We start from the raw sequence: 18039 nt of genomic DNA on the forward strand, positions 1-18039 counted from the left end.
GGTGCAGAATCCCCCCGCACCAGCGCCTGGATCCCGCCCCCCGGAGGGATCCATACGGCTGTCTCTATGGGATGAGACGGCGCTCCCGCCGATTCATTACGCGACTTCTCGAAAATCTTCTGAAGAGTTCCGCCGCGCGGTCGCCGGCTCCTCCGGAACCGCGGGTTCGCACCCCGGATCGCCGAACCATGGCGTGGCCTCCGAGTTCGGGGAAAGGGTGGCTTCCCTGGGAATTTCGCGAGAGAATGGTGAAGTCGCGTGATGAGAGACGCTCACCCGCGTCTCTTCCCGTGGACGCGCACCTGCGCCCTGCGACAGATGGATGATTGTGCACGAAGAGAACACGATTCACGACGAGACGATCGGCGACGCCGACCTGATCCTCCGCACTCGCTCCGGCGACACGGAGGCATTCGGTGAACTCTGGCGACGGCACTACCCGTCCGGGCTGTCCGTCGCCCGCTCGGTGACGTCGTCGATCGACCCCGACGACCTCGTGCAGGAGGCGTACACCCGCATCTACCAGGCGATCGTCAAGGGAGGCGGGCCGAACGGCTCGTTCCGGGCCTACCTCTTCACGAGCATCCGCAACACCGCTGCCGGCTGGGGCCGCTCCCGCCGCGAGACCGCGATCGACGAGCTCGACACGGTCGCCGACCCCGACACGACCGATCAGGCCGCGAACGAGGCACTCGACCGCAGCCTGACCGCACAGGCGTTCCGCAGCCTCCCCTCCCGCTGGCAGGAGGTGCTCTGGTACACCGAGATCGAGCAGATGAAGCCGCAGGAGGTCGGGCCGCTTCTCGGCATGAAGTCCGGTGCCGTGTCCCAGCTGGCCTTCCGCGCCCGCGAGGGACTCCGTGAAGCCTGGATCCAGGCGCATCTGCGCAGCGCGGCCGAAGGCTCCGAATGCCAGTGGACCATCGAACACCTCGGCGCGTACTCACGCGGCAACCTCAGCACTCGCGACCACAAGCGACTCGAGCTGCACCTCGACGAGTGCGCCCGATGCATGATCGTCGCGGCGGAGGCGAAGGATGTCTCCACGCGCCTCGCCCTCGTGCTGCTGCCGCTCGTGCTCGGCGTCACCGGAGCATCGGGCTACCTCGCCACGCTGCAGGGCGGTGGAACCCCCATCGTCGCACTGGCCGCGGCGCCGTCGAGCATCCCCGGCGCCGTGTTCGGTGGTGATGCGGGCACAGGTCACGCTGCGACCGGAATCGCCGCCGGGGGCTCCGGCACCGGCGGCGGCGGAACCACCGGTGGCGCCGCAGGTTCCTCCGCCGGCGCAGGATCCGCAGGAGGAGCGTTCACCGGGATCGGTGCGCTCGTCGGCGCGGGTTCCGCGGCCCTGGTCGTCGCGGGCGTCGTCGCCGCAGCGACGATCATCCCCGGACTCGCCGGGTCGGACCCCGCCACCTCGCTCCCGAGCGCCGGGGACGAGGATCCGTCCTCGATCGCCTCCGACGTCGGGCCGGACGAGTCGATGAACTTCGACGAGCCTGTCGTCATCGAGCCTCCGGTGACCGAGCCGGAGGAATCGCCCGCTCCCCCGGTCGAAGACGAAGACCCGCAGCCGGCGGCAGACGATGCCGGTCCTGTCGTCGCGCCGCCGACGGTTCCCGTCAAGCCGATCGTCCCGCCCGAGACCGTCGAACCGGTCGAGCCCGTGGATCCTGTGGAACCCGTGGACCCGGTCGATCCGGTCGATCCGGTCGACCCACCGACGTGGGCCACCGCGACGATCTGGTTCGAGGGCCTTCAGGTGCATTACAGCGTTCCGATCACGGGCGCGCCCGGGACCACGGTGGAGGCCCTGCTCGACGACAGTCACGGTGGCGGCGGGAGCATCGTGCTGGATGACGCGGGTCTGGGAACGCTCGATCTCCGTCCCGACTTCTGGCAGTTCCTCGATGCGGCGAACACGAAGGTCACCTTCCGGTACGTGCTCGCGTCCGGAACCGGTCCGCTCGTCGAGACCACGCTCCTCGCGCTCGAGCCCCTCGGCGGCGGCGGCCCCGAAGAGGTTCCGGTCGAGGAGCCTGCGGATGAACCTGCGCCCGACGCAGACGTCCTCTCCGTCGCCCCGGCCCCCGTCGAGCCGGCACCGGTCGACCCGGCGCCCGAGGAGTCGGCACCGCCCGCACCGGTCGAGCCCGTCCAGACGGCTCCGGCCGCACCCGCACCGGTCGAGCCCGCGCCCGCCGCACCGGTGGAGTCGAACGCCCCTGTCGAGTCGACCCCGACGGCAGCCTCGACGACGGATGCCGTCGCGCCCGAGGTCGCCGTCCTCCCGACCGAGGACGCCGCAGTCGCCGAATAGACTGGATCCATGTCCTCGGATCCCGCACCCGTTCCCGGCGTCGAGCGCCCGGTCATCTCCGCCCTCGACATCGTTCGCACCATCGTCCTGGTCGTCGCGGTGGCATCCCTCGCGCTCTGGGGCTTCGCCAGCTGGGACCTCCCGTGGAGCATCATCATCGGCGTCGGCGCACCCGTCGTCGTGATCCTGATCTGGGCGCTGTTCCTGTCACCGCGACCGGTCCTGCGCGTGCATCCGTTCCTCCGCGCCGCAGTGGAGCTGCTGATCTACGTGGGCGTCACGATCGCGTGGTGGTCGATGGGACAGGCCCTGATCGGAACCGCCTTCGCCCTGGTCGCCGTCGTCGCCGGTGTCCTCAGCGGACGACGCGCCCTGTCGTGAGACTCCTGCCGTGAGCGCCCTGCCGTGAGCGTCCTCGAGCTTCTGCAGGAGTCCCTCGGCCCGCTCGTCGACACCGATGAGACTGCGCTCGAGCAGGCCAGAGCCGATCGCTCGGGCCATTCCGCAGCGGGACGCCCGATCGCCGTCGTGCACGCGGAACGGGTCGAGGACGTCCAGCAGACCATGCGCATCGCGACCGCGACACGGACGCCGGTCGTCGTCCGTGGCGCCGGCACCGGCCTCGCGGGCGGAGCCAATGCGGGCACCGGTGAGATCGTGCTCTCCCTCCGGCGGATGACCGCGATCCTCGAGATCCGCCAGGACGACCTGCTCGCGGTGGTCGAGCCCGGCATCCTGAACGCCGACCTCAACGCCGAGCTCGGCCGACACGGACTGTGGTGGGCTCCCGACCCGGCCAGCCGCGACATCTCCACCGTCGGCGGCAACATCGCCACCGGTGCCGGCGGCCTGCTCTGCGCCAAGTACGGCGTCGTGCGCGATGCCGTCCTCGGCGTCGACCTCGTCCTCGCCGACGGCAGACTGCTGCATCTCGGACACCGCAGCGTCAAGGGCGTCACCGGCCTCGACCTCACCGCGCTGGTCGTCGGCTCGGAGGGCACGCTCGGCGTGGTGGTCGGCGCGACTCTCAAGCTGCGCCGACTCGTCCCCGGCGAGACGTGCACCGTCACCGCCACCTTCCCCGGCGTGCGGAGCGCAGCGGCAGCGGCGGCGGCCGTGACCGCTGCGGGCGTGCAGCCCGCGATCATGGAGCTGATGGATGCCGCGAGCCTCGCGGCCGTCCATGCCCTCCTCTCGCTTCCCGCGCCGACGCCGGGAGCTGCGCAGCTGACCATTCAGACCGATGGCCCCGCGGCCGGCATCGAGGCCGATGCGATCGCGACGATCCTCCGCGACCACGAGGGCGTCACGGTGGTCTCGCACGACCGCGAGGAGGGCGAGCGCCTGCTGTCGATCCGGCGCTCGATGCACCCGGCGATGGCGTCACTGGGCACGACGCTCATCGAAGACGTCTCGGTGCCGCGCAGCGCCATGCCGGCGATGTTCGACGAGATCGCGCGCATCGAACGCGCATACGGCCTCACGATCCCGACGGTGGCCCATGCGGGCGACGGCAACCTGCACCCCAACTTCCTCTTCGACGGGCCCGAGACGCCGCCTGAGGTCTGGGCAGCTGCGGATGAGCTCTTCCGCGCCGCGATCCGCCTCGGCGGCACCCTCACCGGCGAGCACGGCATCGGGGTGCTGAAACGACGCTGGCTCGCCGAGGAGCTGGGTGACGACCAGTGGCAGCTCCAGCGTCAGATCGCCGCGGTGTTCGATCCGCTCGGCATCCTCAACCCCGGAAAGGTGTTCAGCCCCGATGCCTGACATCCACGTGAGCGCGGCGGTCATCGTCGACGACGAGGGACGGGTCCTGGTCGTCCGCAAACAGGGCACGACCCGCTTCATGCAGCCCGGGGGCAAACCGGAGCCCGGCGAGTCCGCCGCGCAGACGCTGATCCGCGAGCTGAACGAGGAGCTGGGGCTGCTGCTCGACGAATCCGACCTTCAGCCTCTCGGGACGTTCGTCTCGGCGGCCGCCAACGAGCCGGGGCACCGTGTCGTCGCCGAGGCGTTCGCCGCGTCCATCCGCCCCGAGACGGTCACCGTGCAGGCGGAGCTCGCCGAACTGCGATGGATCACTCCGGCCGACGTCGCGACGCTGCCGCTGGCACCGCTGAGCCTCGAGCACCTGCTTCCGATCGCCTGGCCTGCCTCCGCAGGCTGAGCGGACGGCAGACAGCCCTCAGATGCCCTGCCAGCCGGGCTTGTTGGCGAAGGTGTAGCGGTAGTAGTCGGCGAGCGTGAGGCGCGATGCGGCCGCCTCGTCGACGACGATCGTCGCGTGCGGGTGCAGCTGGATGGCGGAGCCGGGCAGGAGCGCGGTGAGCGGACCCTCGACCGCGCCGGCGACGGCCTCGGCCTTCCCCGCGCCGAACGCGAGCAGCACGAGGTGACGCGCCTTCAGGATCGTGCCGAGTCCTTGGGTGATGCAGTGCATCGGCACGTCGTCGATCGAGTCGAAGAAACGCGCATTGTCCTCGCGCGTCTGCTCCGTGAGGGTCTTCACGCGGGTGCGCGAGGCGAAGGACGAGCCGGGCTCGTTGAAGCCGATGTGCCCGTCGGTGCCGATCCCGAGGATCTGCAGGTCCACGCCGCCGGCGGCCTCGATGGCCGCCTCGTAGTCGTCACCCGCGTGCTGGATCGTCGCCTGTGCGCCGTTGGGGACGTGGATCCGCCGCGGGTCGAGGCCGAGCGGTTCGACGACTTCGCGGGTGATGACCGAACGGTAGCTCTCCGGATGGGCGGGGTCGATGCCGACGTACTCGTCGAGCGCGAATCCGCGCACCTGGGAGACGTCGCGGCCCGCGAGCTCGGAGCGGAGCGCCTGGTAGACCGGCAGCGGAGTGGATCCGGTGGCGAGTCCCAGAACCGCATCGGGACGACGATCGATCAGTTCGACGATCTCCCGGGCGACCAGGGCGCCTGCGGCCTCGGCATTCTCGACGATGACGACCTCAGCCATGCGGGACGATCTCCTTCTCGGTGATGGATGCGCCGACCAGTGCGGCGCCGAAAGCGGCAGCGGGGGAACCCGCGGGAAGCAGTTCGATTCTCTCATCCAGGCGGAGCGACCGCATGAACGGCGACGCCTCGGCACCGGCGTGGAGAGCCGCGCGGATGCCGTTCTCGAGCCGGTCGCCGAGCGCGGTGAGCCCGCCCCCGATGACGACCGTCTCGACGTCGGCGGAGAGCACGAGCACCCGCACCGCGGCGGCGGCTCCGTGGTAGAGGTCGTCGCGGAGTCCCATCGCCAGGGGGTCGCCGGCATCGGCGGCGTCGAAGATGTCTCGGATCGGCAGCGCGCCGGGGCGACCCCACGCCTTGGCCAGAGCCCCGCCGCCGCAGAAGGTCTCGACGCAGCCGTGCTGGCCGCAGCCGCACAGACGCCCTCGGGGATCCACCGAGAGGTGTCCGACCTCGCCGGCGGTACCTCGCGAACCGCGCCAGATGCGCCCGTCGATCACGATGCCGGCGGCGACCCCGGTGCCGAGATTCAGATAAGCCATGGATCCGGCGACACCGCTCAGCACGGCGGCGCCGAGGGCGGCGGCCTTCACGTCGTTCTCCACGCGGAAGGGAATGCCGAGCCCCTGCTCCGCTCTCGCGGCGAGGTCGAGGGATTCCACTCCGAGGTTGACCGCGTGGTCGACCCGCCCCGACTCCGCGTCGACCAGCCCCGGGATGCCGATGCCGACCGAGCCGACGTCGGAGATCGGGAATCCGCTCTCCTCGGCGAGGGCGGTCACGGCCGTCACGATGCTCTCCACGACCGCGTTCTCGCCCCAGCCGGTCGGTCGCCGGAGTCGTCCGCGGATGTCGCCCGCCGGGTCGACCGCCACGGCGTCGATCTTCGTGCCCCCGACGTCCAGGCCCACTCGAATAAGCCGACCGGAAGGGTCGGCAGCGCCAGCACCCGTCATCGGATGCCGCTCCCTGCCGTACCGGGGATGGCGGAGGTGAGGATCACGACACTCCCAGCTGCCCGGAGAGCACCATCACGGCGGCTCCCCGCAGGACGATGTCGTCCTGATGGGTCAGGCGCACGACGACGTCTTCGAAGACGCCCTCGAGCGTCCGCGCGTGCAGGGTTTCGATCGCGGCGTCGGTCAGGACACCGTCGAGCAGGTTGGCCGGCCCGGAGAGCACGACCTCGGAGAGATCCAGCGCGGCCACGATCGGGGCGATCGCGATCGCCATTCGGGTGCCGGCGTCGCGCAGGATCTCGTCGCGTGCCTCGGGGTCCGCGGCGACCGCCGCCCGCAGGCGACTGACGCTGAGCCAGGCTTCGAGGCAGCCGTCCTTGCCGCAGGCGCACCGCGGTCCGCCGTCGGTTCCGACGACGACGTGCCCGATCTCTCCGGCCGCGAAGCGGCTGCCGAGCAACGGCTGGCTGCCGGTGATGAGGCCGGCTCCGACGCCGCGGCCGATCTTGATCAGCATGAAGTCGGCCTTCGCGTCGCCGAAGGTGTATTCGGCGAGCACGGCCGCATTGGCATCGTTGCGCGCGAGGACGGGAAGGTCGAGATCGACGCCCAGCTTCGCCTCGAGGGGGAAGTTCGTCCAGCCGAGGTTCGGCGAGCTGAGGACGACCCCGTCGGGACGCACGACCCCGGGGGTGCCGATGCCGACACCGAGCAGCGGCTGGGTGGAGGCGGCGACCAGGCTCTCCGCGAGCTCGCGGAGGGCGGCGTAGGCCGCTTCCCCGTCGGGAGACTCGGGTCGCGGCACCTCGCGGCGTTCGAGGACGTCGCCGTCGAGGCTCAGCACGGCACCGGTGAAGGCGTTCGGGCCGGAGAGATCGAGGCCGACGATCTGGTGGCCGAAGCGATCGATGTCGATGAGGATCGGCGGCTTGCCTGGCCCCACCGCCTCGCGGACGCCCATCTCGATGACGATGCCATCCGCGATGAACTCGGCGACCAGGTCGGAGATGGTGACCCTGGTGAGTCCCGTCTCGCGGGACAGGTCGGCGCGGCTCATGGCGCCGGCGTGGTACAGCGTCTGCAGCACCAGTGCACGGTTGTGTCCGCGCGCGTGCTCGGGGAGCACCTTTGATCGCGAGCGCAGGTGGCGCCCCGGGCCGAAGGCGTGCGCATTCGCACCGACGTACTCTGACGGCGATGCGGGACGCGGTTCATCCGAAACGGACATGTTTGTTAGTAGACCTTACGAACAAAATTTGCGCAACCTCTGCTCGCGGACGCGCGAGGAGGGTTACCGAAACGTTACATTACTTTCGATCGTCGGCGACGACCGTGTTCGAGCGCTCGAGGAGACGCTCCACCAGCGTTGCGACGATCTCCTCCCGCGCCTGGATCGTGAGGGGCTTTCCGGGAACGCCGGGGCGACGCTGGCCGGGCGCGGGGCCGTCCAAGGGACGATACCGCACCCCCGCGGCTGCGAGTCGGCGCAGGTGCGTGGGCAGACGGCGACCGAAGCCCGCGTAGGGTTCCGGGTCCCCGCCCTCCCAGAGCCGCTCGGCGATCGCCGCCAGGCGCGGGAAGATCGCGAAGTCGATGCGGTCCCCCGTGGGCAGATGCTCGCTCCAGACGTTCGCCTGCCCTCCCACGGCACCGTCCTCGACCCGCAGCGTGTACGCACGCTCGATCGTCAGCGGCGGACCGACCCTGATCGGCTCCTCCTCCGACTCCGACTGCGGGTAGTCGAGGTACACCTCGAGATCGGGACACGCCACGACCTCGATGCCGCGGTTCAGAGCTTCGCGCATCGCCGCAGGGCCTCGCCACGCCAGGATGCGGACTCCCTCGGGGACATCCCCCTCGAGGACCTCGTCCCATGCCAGAGCGGTCCTGCCGCGGGCGCGGACGTGTGCCACGAAACGGGCCGTGAACCAGGGCTGCACATCATGCGGGGTGTCGAGTCCGAGCTCGCGCATCCGTTCGGCTGCCGCGGTGCTCGTGGCCCACTCGATCACGGGCACCTCGTCGCCGCCGATGCCGATCCACTCGGAGTCGAACACGTCGCACAGCGCATCGATCGCCGCCCGCCCGAACGCCAGCGAGGCCTCGGTGGGCGCGAGAGTGCGGGAGTTGACCCCGAAACGCTCCCAGGCGGAGTCGACCGGATCGCCGACGTCGACGTTGCCGAGGTCCGGGTACGCGGCGAGCGCGGCCTGGATGTGCCCCGGCAGCTCCACCTCCGGCACGAGGGTCACGAAGCGGTCACGGGCATAGGCGACGAGGTCGCTCAGCTGCGCGGTCGTGTAGAACCCCTCGTGCACTCCGGGCTCGACCGTCGCGAGAGGGCCGTGCCCTCGCTGCGTCGATTCCCGCCGCGCACCGACCTCGGTGAGCCGCGGGAAGCCCGGGACCTCGAAGCGCCACCCCTGATCGTCGGTGAGATGCAGGTGCAGGACGTTCAGGTGATGGTCGGCGAGCAGGTCGATCAGTCGACGGACCTCGTCGACCGGCCGGAAGTGGCGGGCGACGTCGAGCATCATCCCGCGCCAGCCGTACGCGGGCGCCCCCTCCCACACTCCGGCGGGGATCACGGGCGCGGCGGCATCGGGATCGCGGAGCTGTCGAAGCGTGGTCGCGCCGCGGAAGACGCCGGTGGGACTCGCGCCCACGACCTCGATGCCGGAGGAGTCCACCGTCACCCGGAAGGCCTCGTCCGCGATGCGTCCGGACGTCGCGGCATCCGCGCCGACGGTCTCGTCGATCGAGAGTCGGATGGACGGCTCCCCCGTCGACTGCCCCGTCGACCCGCCTGTCCTCCCGAGCCGCGCGGCCGAGGCGGCGAGCTCCGATGGGGCGATGATCGGCGTCTGATCGGACCATGCGAATCCGGCGACGGTCGGATCGATCCGCGCCTGGATGAGCGGCACGGTCGCGCGGTGGGCAGGCGGCGCCATGCGCAGCGCACGCCCCGGGGTCGCTCCCGTGACATCGCCGTCCACGACGACGGGAACTCCCCCCACCAGCACCTCGATCACGCCGGTCGGAGCGGTGAACGGCTCCTCGAAGGTCGCCCCCGCCGCGATGGTCAGCGGGTCGAAGAGCACCAGGTCGGCCGTCGCGCCTTCGCGGATGACCCCGCGCGGCGCATCGCCCCTGTCGAGGCCGAGACGCGCGGCAGGTGTTCCGGAGAGGTGGCGCACGGCTTCCTCGAGCGTGAGGACGCCGAGCTCGCGCACGTAGTGGCCGAGGTATCGGGGGAAGGTGCCGCGGCCGCGCGGGTGCGGTCGCGCGCCGATCAGGATCCCGTCGCTCCCGCCGGCGTGCCGCGGGTGGCGCATGATCGCGCGGACGTTGTCCTCGTCCCCGATGTGCATGAGTATCCCGGTCGCCCCGCCATCGGCGAGGATCGTGTCCAGCACGACGTCGACGGCTCGGCGGCCGGAAGCCTCCGAGATCTCGGCGACCGTGCGCCCCACCAGGTCGGAGAGTGCGGGGTTCGCGGTCCCGGAGATCTGGATCTGCGACCAATCCGCCTTCTCGCCGTGGAAGCCGTCGCAGCCGATCTCCTCGAGCTCCACCCGCACGGCCTCCCGGCCCTGCACGTCGAGATCGGAGATCGCCTGCAGCAGATCACCCGTCGCCGCCAGCCTGCTCGGCAGCAGCGCGGACAGCGTGGTCGCCCCCGGCAGATACGGGTAGGTGTCCAGGGTCACGTCGATGCCGTCGGCGGTCGCGTCGTCGATCAGCGCGAACAGCTCGTCCGCGCGCCCGCGGTTCGGCGCGAAGTTCATGGTGGCGTGGGTGAGGTGGACCGGGCATCCCGTGCGCCGGCCGATGTCGATCGCCTCGCGGTAGGCATCGAGCGCTCCCCCGCCGTAGCTGCGGGTATGCGGCGCCCAATAGCCGCCGCGCTCGGCGACGACACGGCACAGTGCCTCCAGCTCCGCGACATCGGCGTACATCCCCGGCGTATACGTCAGACCGCTCGACATCCCGAACGCGCCGGCGTCCAGAGCCTGGCCGAGCATCTCCGCCATCGTCGCGATCTCGCCGGGCGTCGCCGGTCGGTTCTCGTGACCGACGACCATCATCCGCAGATTCCCCTGCGGGACGAGCACCGCGGCGTTCGCGACGGTGGCCGCATCGATCGCCGCGAGAATGTCGTCCATCGTCCGCCAGGGAACGTCGGAGGGCATCCCGTTCCACCCTGCGATCTGCGCCGGGATGACGGCGGCCGCGGCGTCATCGAGCGGGGCGTAGCCGAGGCCGTCCTGTCCCAGCACCTCCGTCGTGACCCCCTGGCGGATCTTCGCGTCGTGCGCGGCGCCGCTCAGCACGGCGAGGTCGCTGTGCGCATGCATGTCGATGAAGCCGGGCGCGAGGACGAGGCCTTCCGCCCGGACCTCGACGGCGCCATCCGGAAGCTCGAGAGAATCTGCATCGGCGGCGCCGAGCGGAAGGATCGCGACGACCCTGGCGCCCTCGACCGCGACATCGGCCACCCGGCGCGGCGCCCCGGTCCCATCGACGACGGTCGCTCCGCGATAGACCCTCACGAGTCCGGCTGCGGCCTTCTCGGCGCTCAGAAGCATGTCGCGACCGCTCCGATCACGCGCGGGTCGGCGGCGTCGGGGTCGTCGATCACCGGCACCACCCGCCACTTGTCGAAGGCCGTGCACGGATGAGAGAGCCCCAGCCGTACGACATCGCCGACATCCGCCGTCGCCTCGTCCGCGAGCCGGAGGAAGGCGTGCTGATCGTTCAGCGCGGTGATCTCGCCGGCCACCGACTGCGGAACGGGCAGGTCGATGTCGAAGGGCACGTCGCGTCGTCCGGCATCGAGGAGGGCGAGTCCGTCCTCCGGCTGCGAGACCACCCGCGACCAGACGTGCATCGCGGAGCGCAGCGGGGCCGTGCCGGTGAGGGGGCCGAAGGGCGACATGCGCGAATAGAACCCGTCGTCGTGGATCTGGAATGCGCCCGACCGCAGCACGACGTCGGCATCGTCGCCCTGAGGCCCGAGCACTGCCGCCGCCCGATCGGGGAAGGAGCTGCCGCCCGCGCTGAGCACGGGACGGACGCCTTCGGGGTAGTCCAGGCGCGCGTGCAGTTCGACGATCGTCCTCAGGTACGCGTCGACGGCCGCGACGGAGGCGTCGCTGCGGTCCGGCCCGAACGGCCCCTCGTACCCCGCGACGCCCGCGAGGCGGAGCCCAGGAGCGCCCGAGATGGCTTCGGCGATCCGCTCGCCCTCGTCCACCGTGCGCGCGCCGGTGCGTCCGTGTGCGCCGCCGAGTTCCACCAGCACATCCAGCGGTCGCGTGGCATCGCGCATCTCCGCTGCGAGGATGGCGACACCGGCGAGCGAGTCCGCCCAGCACAGCACGCGCAGTCCGTCGTCGGCGGCCAGCAGCTCGGCCAGTCGACGCACCGCCGCCGGGTCCGTCACGGCGTTGGCGATCAGCACGGTCGGGACGCCGGCATCGACGGCGACCTCGGCCTGCCACGGTGTCGCCACCGAGATCCCCCAGGCGCCTGCATCGAGGAGCCGCTGCCAGAGGGCCGGTGCCATCGTGGTCTTGCCGTGCGGCGCGAGCAGGACGCCTTGGTCGCGAGCCCAGCCGAAGACCGTCTCCTCGTTGTGGGTCATGGCGTCGTCGTGGACGGTCAGGACCGGGGTGACCAGATCGGAGAGGCGCAGACCGGCATCCGCGACCTCTGCGACGCGAAGCCCTGCGGCACGCGCCGGAAAGCCCTTCGTCCGGACGCCGAGAACGGGATCAGGATTTTGTAGAGGCATCTAACAAGGCTACTAGGCTGGCCGCATGACCGCGAAGATCCGAGTTTCCACCGACGCCGCCCCCGCCCCCGCTCACACCTTCTCGCAAGGCATCCGCAAGGGGCCGTTCGTGCAGGTGTCCGGCCAGGGCCCGGTCGACCCGAAGACGAACGAATACCTCTTCCCCGGCGACGTCGCCGCCCAGACCACCCGGACGCTCGAGAACGTCAAGGCGATCGTCGAGGCCTCGGGCGCGACGTTCGACGACGTGGTGATGCTGCGCGTGTACCTCACCAAGCGCGAGGACTTCTCGATCATGAACGACGCCTACGGCGCCTTCGTCACCGCGAACACGACCAGCGGGATCCTGCCCTCGCGCACCACCGTCTTCACGGGTCTCCCGCGTGAGGAGATGCTGGTCGAGATCGACGGAATCGCCATCGTCGACTGACCTTCCGGGTGCGGGGAGGGACAGTATCACGGACCGTTGCCTCCCCGTTACCTGCCATCCCGTACCATTGAACGTCTAGGACACGTTTGAGAGCCGGGGGGTGAAGTTCGTGACCGATCTGATTTCTGCGCCGGGCGCAGCAGCCGAGGCGCACGGCGACGACTCCGCACCCACTGCGGTGCTCACGCCGGAAGACGCTTCGACCGATGCTGTGCCGCCGACGACCGGCGAGCAGCCGCTGGCCTGGGCGCCGGTCGAACCCTCGCCCAAGAAGCGCCACCTCGGCCTCTGGATCGGCCTGGGAGTAGGAGCCGTCGTGCTCGGCGCAGGCGCCGCCTCGATGATCCTGATCGCGCCGGGCACCACCGTCGCGGGGATCCCGGTCGGGTTCATGACGGCCGGCGCCGCCGCGGAGGCCATCAACGCCCACCTCGCCGAGACCGAGGTCACACTCACGGGCGACGGAGAAGGCGCAGTGCTGACCGGCGCCGATCTCGGTGCGACCCTCGACGCGACCGCGCTGGCCGACGCCGCCTTCGCCGAGCGCCCGCTCTGGAACCTCAGCACGTGGATGGGCGACCCGGTCGCCGCCGACATCGTGCTCGACCCCCCCAAGGCATCCGCCGCGCTGCGCGACACCGTGCCGACGAGCTTCGACGACCCCCTGGACGCCGGTGTCGTCTTCGACGCCGCCAGCGGAACCTACGTCATCACCGCCTCTGAGGTCGGAACCGGTATCGATGTCGGCGACCTCAACGCGGCCTTCGCCGAAACGATCGCCGATGGGGGCAAGGCGTTCGAGTATCCCGGTGGTCCGGCCGAGGCCCTTCCCGCCGTCTCCGACGAGGACGCCACCGCCACGGCTACCGAGCTCAACACCATGCTCTCGACCATCGGCTTCTACGTCGGCGAGGAGCGGACCGTACCGGTCGCTCCCGCGGTCGCAGCCACCTGGCTGACGGTGATCGACGATGACGGACAGCTGCGCATCGAAGCCGACCCGCAGGCGATCCAGGCCACGGTCGACACGCTTCCCGGGCTCGTCGATCGTGCACCCGTCAACGCGACCAACATCGTCGACTCCGCCGGCACCGTGCTCCGCTCGGAGCAGGAGGGTGCCACGGGCCGAGCCATCGGCGACACGTCGGAGGTCGCGGAGCAGTTCGCGAAGCAGCTCGCCGCTGGCGACGGGGTCTTCGCGCTCACGGTCACCGAGACCGCGTTCGAGACGGTGAACCTGTTCCGCCGCATCGAGATCGATCTGGGTTCGCAGCGCGCGTTCCTCTTCGAGAACAACCAGGTCGTGAACTCCTGGGCCGTCTCCACCGGTCTGCCCGGCACCCTGACGCCCACCGGCAATTTCAAGGTCTTCGCGCACACCCGCATGCAGGACATGGGCTGCTACGACGGCGCACCGTACTGCACGGAAGACGTGCCCTGGATCACCTGGTTCGCGCCGAACATCGGATTCCACGGCACGTACTGGCACAACAACTTCGGCAACCGGATGAGCCACGGCTGCGTCAACCTGCCGATCGACCTCGCCAAGTACGTCTACGACTGGTCCCCCGAGGGCCTGGAGATCTCCGTCTACAACTGACGCCTCCCGCGCGCGGTCCGAACGGTCCCGCGCACACGGGCCGGATGCTGTCGCGTCGGCGCGTCCCTGAGCGAGAGGCCGCCGAGTGCGGATTCGCGCGTACCCCGCGCCGACCGCGCGGGGTACGAAGAAGGGGCGGATGCCGTCGCATCCGCCCCTTCTCACCGTGGTCAGCGCAGGGCGTCGACGATCCCGTTCAGGGTCGCGGACGGGCGCATGACGGCGACGACGAGTGCATCGTCCGGACGGTAGTAGCCGCCGATCTCGACGGGCTTGCCCTGCACCGCGTTGAGCTCGGAGACGATGGTCTCCTCGTTCTCCGCGAGGGTGGCCGCGATCGGCGCGAAGGCCGCAGCGAGGTCGGCGTCCTTCGTCTGCTTCGCCAGCTCCTGCGCCCAGTACAGGCTCAGGTAGAAGTGGCTGCCGCGGTTGTCGATCGTCCCGAGCGCGCGGCCGGGCGAGCGGTCCTCTTCCAGGAAGGTGCCGGTCGCGGCATCCAGCGTCTCCGCCAGCACGCGGGCCTTCTCATTCCCCGTGCGGTCGGCGAAGTGCTCGAGCGACGCGGCGAGGGCGAAGAACTCGCCCAGCGAGTCCCAGCGCAGATAGTTCTCCTCGACGAGCTGCTGCACGTGCTTGGGCGCTGAGCCGCCCGCACCGGTCTCGAACAGACCGCCGCCCGCGAGCAGAGGCACGATCGACAGCATCTTGGCGCTCGTGCCGACCTCGAGGATCGGGAACAGGTCGGTCAGGTAGTCGCGCAGCACGTTGCCGGTGACCGAGATCGTGTCGAGCCCGTGGCGCATGCGGGCGAGCGTGTAGCGCGTCGCCTCCTCAGGCGCGAGGATCGTGATCGTGAGGCCCTTGGTGTCGAGCGTCGCGAGGCCCTGGTGCACCTTCGCGATGATCTGCGCGTCGTGCGAGCGGTTCGCGTCGAGCCAGAACACGGCGGGGTCGCCGGTCGCGCGTGCACGTGTGACCGCGAGCTTGACCCAGTCCATCACGGGGATGTGCTTGGTCTGCGTCGCACGCCAGATGTCACCCTTGCCGACCGTGTGCTCGATGAGCACGGTGCCCTCGCTGTCGAGGACCTGGACGATGCCGTCCGCCGCGATCTCGAACGTCTTGTCGTGGCTGCCGTACTCCTCTGCCGCCTGCGCCATGAGTCCCACGTTGGGAACCGTTCCGATCGTCGCCGGGTCGAGCGGGCCGTTCGCGATCACGTCGTCGATCACGGCCTGGTAGACGCCGGCGTAGGACGAGTCGGGGATGACGGCGAGCGTGTCGGCCTCTTCCCCGTCCTTGCCCCAGAGCTTGCCTCCGTTGCGCACGAGCGCGGGCATCGACGCATCGACGATGACATCGCTCGGCACGTGCAGGTTCGTGGTCCCCTTGTCGGAGTTCACGTACGACAGACGCGGGCCCTCGGCGATGGCCTTGTCGAATGCCGCGGCGATCTCCTCGCCGCCGGCGACGTTCGCGAGGCCGGTGAGGATCGATCCGAGGCCGTCGTTCGCGCTGAGTCCGGCGGCGGCGAGCTTGTCGCCGTACTGCGCGAACACGTCGGCGAAGAACGCCTTCACGACATGACCGAAGATGATCGGGTCGCTGACCTTCATCATGGTCGCCTTGAGGTGCACCGAGTAGAGCACGTCGTCGGTCTTGGCCGCCTGCAGCGTCTCGGCGAGGAAGGCGTCGAGCTCCTTGGCGGAGAGGAACGTCGCGTCGATGATCTCGCGCGGCAGGACCTTGAGGCCCTCCTTGAGCACCGTGACGGTGCCGTCCTGCGCCGTGTGGCGGAAGGTCAGGACATCGTCGTGCGCAGCCACCCAGGAGCGCTCGTTGTGCTTGAAGTCGTCGTGTCCGAGGGTCGCGACGCGCGTCTTGGAACCCGCGGCGAAGGGCTTGTTGCGGTGCGGGTGCTTCTTGGCGTAGTTCTTCACCGCGAGCGGAGCGCGACGGTCGCTGTTCCCCTCACGCAGCACCGGGTTCACGGCGGAGCCCTTGATGCGGTCGTACCGGGCGCGCACGTCCTTCTCCTCGAGGGACGAGGGCTCGTCCGGGAAGTCCGGGATGTCGAAGCCCTGCTTCTGCAGCTCGGCGATGGCGCCCTTGAGCTGCGGGATGGATGCCGAGATGTTCGGCAGCTTGATGATGTTGGCCTCGGGCAGCGTGGCCAGTCCGCCCAGCTCGGCGAGCGCGTCACCGACCTGCTGCTCCGGCGCGAGCTTCTGCGGGAATGCGGCGAGGATGCGGCCTGCGAGCGAGATGTCGCGCGTCTCGACCTCGATACCGGCCTGGCCGGTGTATGCCTGGATGATCGGAAGGAACGAGGCGGTGGCGAGCGCCGGTGCCTCGTCTGTGTACGTGTAGATGATGGCGTCGTCGGTCACCGGGAGGTTCTCCGTTCACGGGGCTATTTGTCTCGATACCAAGATACCTGAGCGGCTCTGACCCCGTGGCCCCGGGGGTGGGCGATCGCCGTCTCGGATGGTGACGAATGGCCAAGCCCTGGTGAAATGTTCGCCCGAAACGTGTCGGGTTCGCCGCGAGGGGTTAGCCTGGGACCATGTCCGAACTGCGCATGGTCGAACTCTCCGCCGCGACGATCGTCGCTGTGAACAACCTGTCGCTCAAGCCCGGACAGGAGCAGTTCCTCGCTCCCGTCTCGTACGGGATCGCGGCCACGGTGATCAACCCCCAGACGTCCTGGCAGCGGGTGATCCTGGACCGCAACGAGGTCGTCGGGTTCGTCAGCGCGAACTTCGACCCCGAGGCGCCGGAGGAGCACTTCCGCTCCGTGCTGTGGCGCATCAACGTCGACGCCGACGATCAGGGACGCGGTGTCGGGCGCTATGCCGTCGAAGCCCTCGTCGAGGAGGCTCGCGAGCGCGGCGTCGACCACGTCAACGTCATCTACGAGGCCGGCGAGGGCGGACCGGAGACCTTCTTCCACCGGGTCGGCTTCACCCCCGTGGGCGAGACCGCCTACGGAGAGGTCATCGCCGAGATCCGAGTCACGACCTAGACCGGGCGGCGGGGTCTCGAATCCCCTCCCCCATCGAGACTTCGTCGCCCCTCTCGGCGCTCGAACGGGAGCGTTCTCAGCCGCTCGCGCGTCAGAGGACGTCTAGTCGTCGTCGCGGCGGGAGCGACCGCGGGCCGTCCAGCTGGTGAAGGCGGATGCCGCAGCGCCCGCCGCACGCTCGATCGCCTCGGCTGACCGGGTGATGGCATCCTGTGCCGCGTCCTGCCACGCCGGCGCCGCCGGCGGAACCTCGCCCGCCTTCACCCGCGCGCCGTGCTCGGCGACGTCGAAGGCGGTGGCCAGCGCCGCGACCGCGTCGCGATAGGCGCCGAACTCGGCCGGAGTGGGCCGATCGCCGAGCCCGCGCCGAAGCTCACCGGCGTGCTCCGACGCCCGGAGGTAGGCGACCGTCGCCGGCTGCTTGACGTCGGTCATCGCGGGGTAGGCGATCTGTCGTGCCGGATCGGTCTCGTACAGCATCCACTTCGCGACCACGGCGTCGTGCTCGGCGCGCAGCCGATCGAGCGGACGCGGGCCGGATGCGGAGGGGATGGCTGCGCGCGCCGCCTGGACTCGCGCCTGCCTGGCCTTGACGTCGGCTGCCGCCGCCTTCGCATCGCGCTCGGCATCGCGCAGCATCCTCTTGGCGCTCGCCACCTGGTCCGCGGACGAGCGTCCTGTCGCCCTCTCCGCCGCGACACGGGCGTACTCGGCCCGTGCGAGCTTGAGAGCCGCCCGTCTCTCGAGAGCCGTCACCTGTGCGAGCTTCAGGTCGTTCCTGGCCGCGTCGTACGCGAGTCGTCGGCCGCTCACGGTGCTCCGCCTCCGCAGTCCGATGGCGCCGACCGTCCCTGCGGCGGCAGCGGTGGGCGCGAGCCACCACCACTCCGCGACGAGCAGCAAGGGATCCATGCTCCGATGCTACCCAGGCCGCT

The 18039-nt window shown here is 70.3% G+C and carries 14 protein-coding genes; 7 read left to right on the top strand and 7 right to left on the bottom strand.

Going from position 1 to position 18039, the window contains the following annotated elements; translation table 11 throughout:
• The first annotated feature begins 322 nt into the window (after positions 1-322).
• From CQ045_RS19095 to CQ045_RS03835, 4 genes are read left to right on the top strand one after another with little or no spacing between them, the layout of a single operon-like run.
• Positions 323-2323 (top strand): sigma-70 family RNA polymerase sigma factor, encoded by a 2001-nt coding sequence (locus CQ045_RS19095; protein ID WP_105721376.1) that lies wholly within the window; start codon positions 323-325, stop codon positions 2321-2323.
• Positions 2324-2332: 9 nt separating this feature from the next.
• Complete coding sequence (locus CQ045_RS03825) at positions 2333-2704, top strand: YrdB family protein (RefSeq protein ID WP_105721377.1); 372 nt, start codon at positions 2333-2335, stop codon at positions 2702-2704.
• 24 nt (positions 2705-2728) lie between these two features.
• Positions 2729-4093 carry an FAD-binding oxidoreductase gene (locus CQ045_RS03830; protein WP_105721378.1) on the top strand — a complete coding sequence of 455 codons (1365 nt, stop codon included), beginning with the start codon at positions 2729-2731 and terminating at the stop codon, positions 4091-4093.
• Positions 4086-4493 carry an NUDIX domain-containing protein gene (locus CQ045_RS03835; protein WP_105721379.1) on the top strand — a complete coding sequence of 136 codons (408 nt, stop codon included), beginning with the start codon at positions 4086-4088 and terminating at the stop codon, positions 4491-4493. The genes CQ045_RS03830 and CQ045_RS03835 overlap by 8 nt, the downstream gene beginning before the upstream one ends.
• Positions 4494-4511: 18 nt before the next feature.
• On the opposite strand, the gene nagB is transcribed toward CQ045_RS03835, so the two are convergent.
• The 5 genes from nagB to CQ045_RS03860 all read right to left on the bottom strand — a co-directional run bounded on the left by nagB (position 4512) and on the right by CQ045_RS03860 (position 12049).
• Positions 4512-5291, bottom strand: a complete 780-nt coding sequence (gene nagB / locus CQ045_RS03840) for a glucosamine-6-phosphate deaminase (protein ID WP_105721380.1) — start codon at positions 5289-5291, stop codon at positions 4512-4514.
• Positions 5284-6210, bottom strand: coding sequence for an ROK family protein (locus tag CQ045_RS03845; RefSeq protein WP_105722114.1), 927 nt, complete (start codon positions 6208-6210; stop codon positions 5284-5286). Before CQ045_RS03845 ends, nagB begins: the two co-directional genes overlap by 8 nt.
• Before the next feature lie 82 nt (positions 6211-6292).
• A complete protein-coding gene (locus CQ045_RS03850) occupies positions 6293-7480 on the bottom strand; it encodes an ROK family transcriptional regulator (protein WP_105721381.1) in 1188 nt (395 codons plus the stop codon).
• A 79-nt stretch (positions 7481-7559) separates the two neighbouring features.
• Positions 7560-10841, bottom strand: a complete 3282-nt coding sequence (locus tag CQ045_RS03855) for a family 20 glycosylhydrolase (protein ID WP_105721382.1) — start codon at positions 10839-10841, stop codon at positions 7560-7562.
• Positions 10832-12049, bottom strand: coding sequence for an alanine racemase (locus CQ045_RS03860; protein WP_105721383.1), 1218 nt, complete (start codon positions 12047-12049; stop codon positions 10832-10834). The genes CQ045_RS03855 and CQ045_RS03860 overlap by 10 nt, the downstream gene beginning before the upstream one ends.
• Before the next feature lie 25 nt (positions 12050-12074).
• Here CQ045_RS03860 and CQ045_RS03865 point away from each other — a divergent pair, with 25 nt between their 5' ends.
• Both CQ045_RS03865 and CQ045_RS03870 read left to right on the top strand, forming a co-directional pair.
• Positions 12075-12479 carry a RidA family protein gene (locus CQ045_RS03865; RefSeq protein WP_105721384.1) on the top strand — a complete coding sequence of 135 codons (405 nt, stop codon included), beginning with the start codon at positions 12075-12077 and terminating at the stop codon, positions 12477-12479.
• Between the two features lie 109 nt (positions 12480-12588).
• On the top strand, positions 12589-14079 hold the full coding sequence (locus CQ045_RS03870; protein ID WP_258130942.1) for a L,D-transpeptidase: 1491 nt from the start codon (positions 12589-12591) through the stop codon (positions 14077-14079).
• A gap of 170 nt (positions 14080-14249) precedes the next feature.
• Here CQ045_RS03870 and CQ045_RS03875 read toward each other — a convergent pair whose 3' ends face one another.
• Positions 14250-16469: an NADP-dependent isocitrate dehydrogenase gene (locus CQ045_RS03875; protein WP_105721386.1), complete on the bottom strand. Its 2220-nt coding sequence runs from the start codon at positions 16467-16469 to the stop codon at positions 14250-14252.
• A gap of 176 nt (positions 16470-16645) precedes the next feature.
• Between CQ045_RS03875 and CQ045_RS03880 the strand changes: the two genes are divergently transcribed.
• Complete coding sequence (locus CQ045_RS03880) at positions 16646-17104, top strand: GNAT family N-acetyltransferase (RefSeq protein WP_105721387.1); 459 nt, start codon at positions 16646-16648, stop codon at positions 17102-17104.
• A 102-nt stretch (positions 17105-17206) separates the two neighbouring features.
• On the opposite strand, the gene CQ045_RS03885 is transcribed toward CQ045_RS03880, so the two are convergent.
• Positions 17207-18016, bottom strand: a complete 810-nt coding sequence (locus tag CQ045_RS03885) for a hypothetical protein (protein ID WP_105721388.1) — start codon at positions 18014-18016, stop codon at positions 17207-17209.
• Positions 18017-18039 lie beyond the last annotated feature (23 nt).

Source organism: Microbacterium sp. MYb66 (assembly GCF_002979435.1).
Lineage (GTDB): Bacteria > Actinomycetota > Actinomycetes > Actinomycetales > Microbacteriaceae > Microbacterium.

Coding starts and splice junctions, on each gene's coding strand:
- CQ045_RS19095 (WP_105721376.1), top strand. CDS start 323: ATGATTGTGCACGAAGAGAACACGATTCACGACGAGACGATCGGCGAC.
- CQ045_RS03825 (WP_105721377.1), top strand. CDS start 2,333: ATGTCCTCGGATCCCGCACCCGTTCCCGGCGTCGAGCGCCCGGTCATC.
- CQ045_RS03835 (WP_105721379.1), top strand. CDS start 4,086: ATGCCTGACATCCACGTGAGCGCGGCGGTCATCGTCGACGACGAGGGA.
- nagB (WP_105721380.1), bottom strand. CDS start 5,291: ATGGCTGAGGTCGTCATCGTCGAGAATGCCGAGGCCGCAGGCGCCCTG.
- CQ045_RS03850 (WP_105721381.1), bottom strand. CDS start 7,480: ATGTCCGTTTCGGATGAACCGCGTCCCGCATCGCCGTCAGAGTACGTC.
- CQ045_RS03855 (WP_105721382.1), bottom strand. CDS start 10,841: ATGCTTCTGAGCGCCGAGAAGGCCGCAGCCGGACTCGTGAGGGTCTAT.
- CQ045_RS03860 (WP_105721383.1), bottom strand. CDS start 12,049: ATGCCTCTACAAAATCCTGATCCCGTTCTCGGCGTCCGGACGAAGGGC.
- CQ045_RS03865 (WP_105721384.1), top strand. CDS start 12,075: ATGACCGCGAAGATCCGAGTTTCCACCGACGCCGCCCCCGCCCCCGCT.
- CQ045_RS03880 (WP_105721387.1), top strand. CDS start 16,646: ATGTCCGAACTGCGCATGGTCGAACTCTCCGCCGCGACGATCGTCGCT.
- CQ045_RS03885 (WP_105721388.1), bottom strand. CDS start 18,016: ATGGATCCCTTGCTGCTCGTCGCGGAGTGGTGGTGGCTCGCGCCCACC.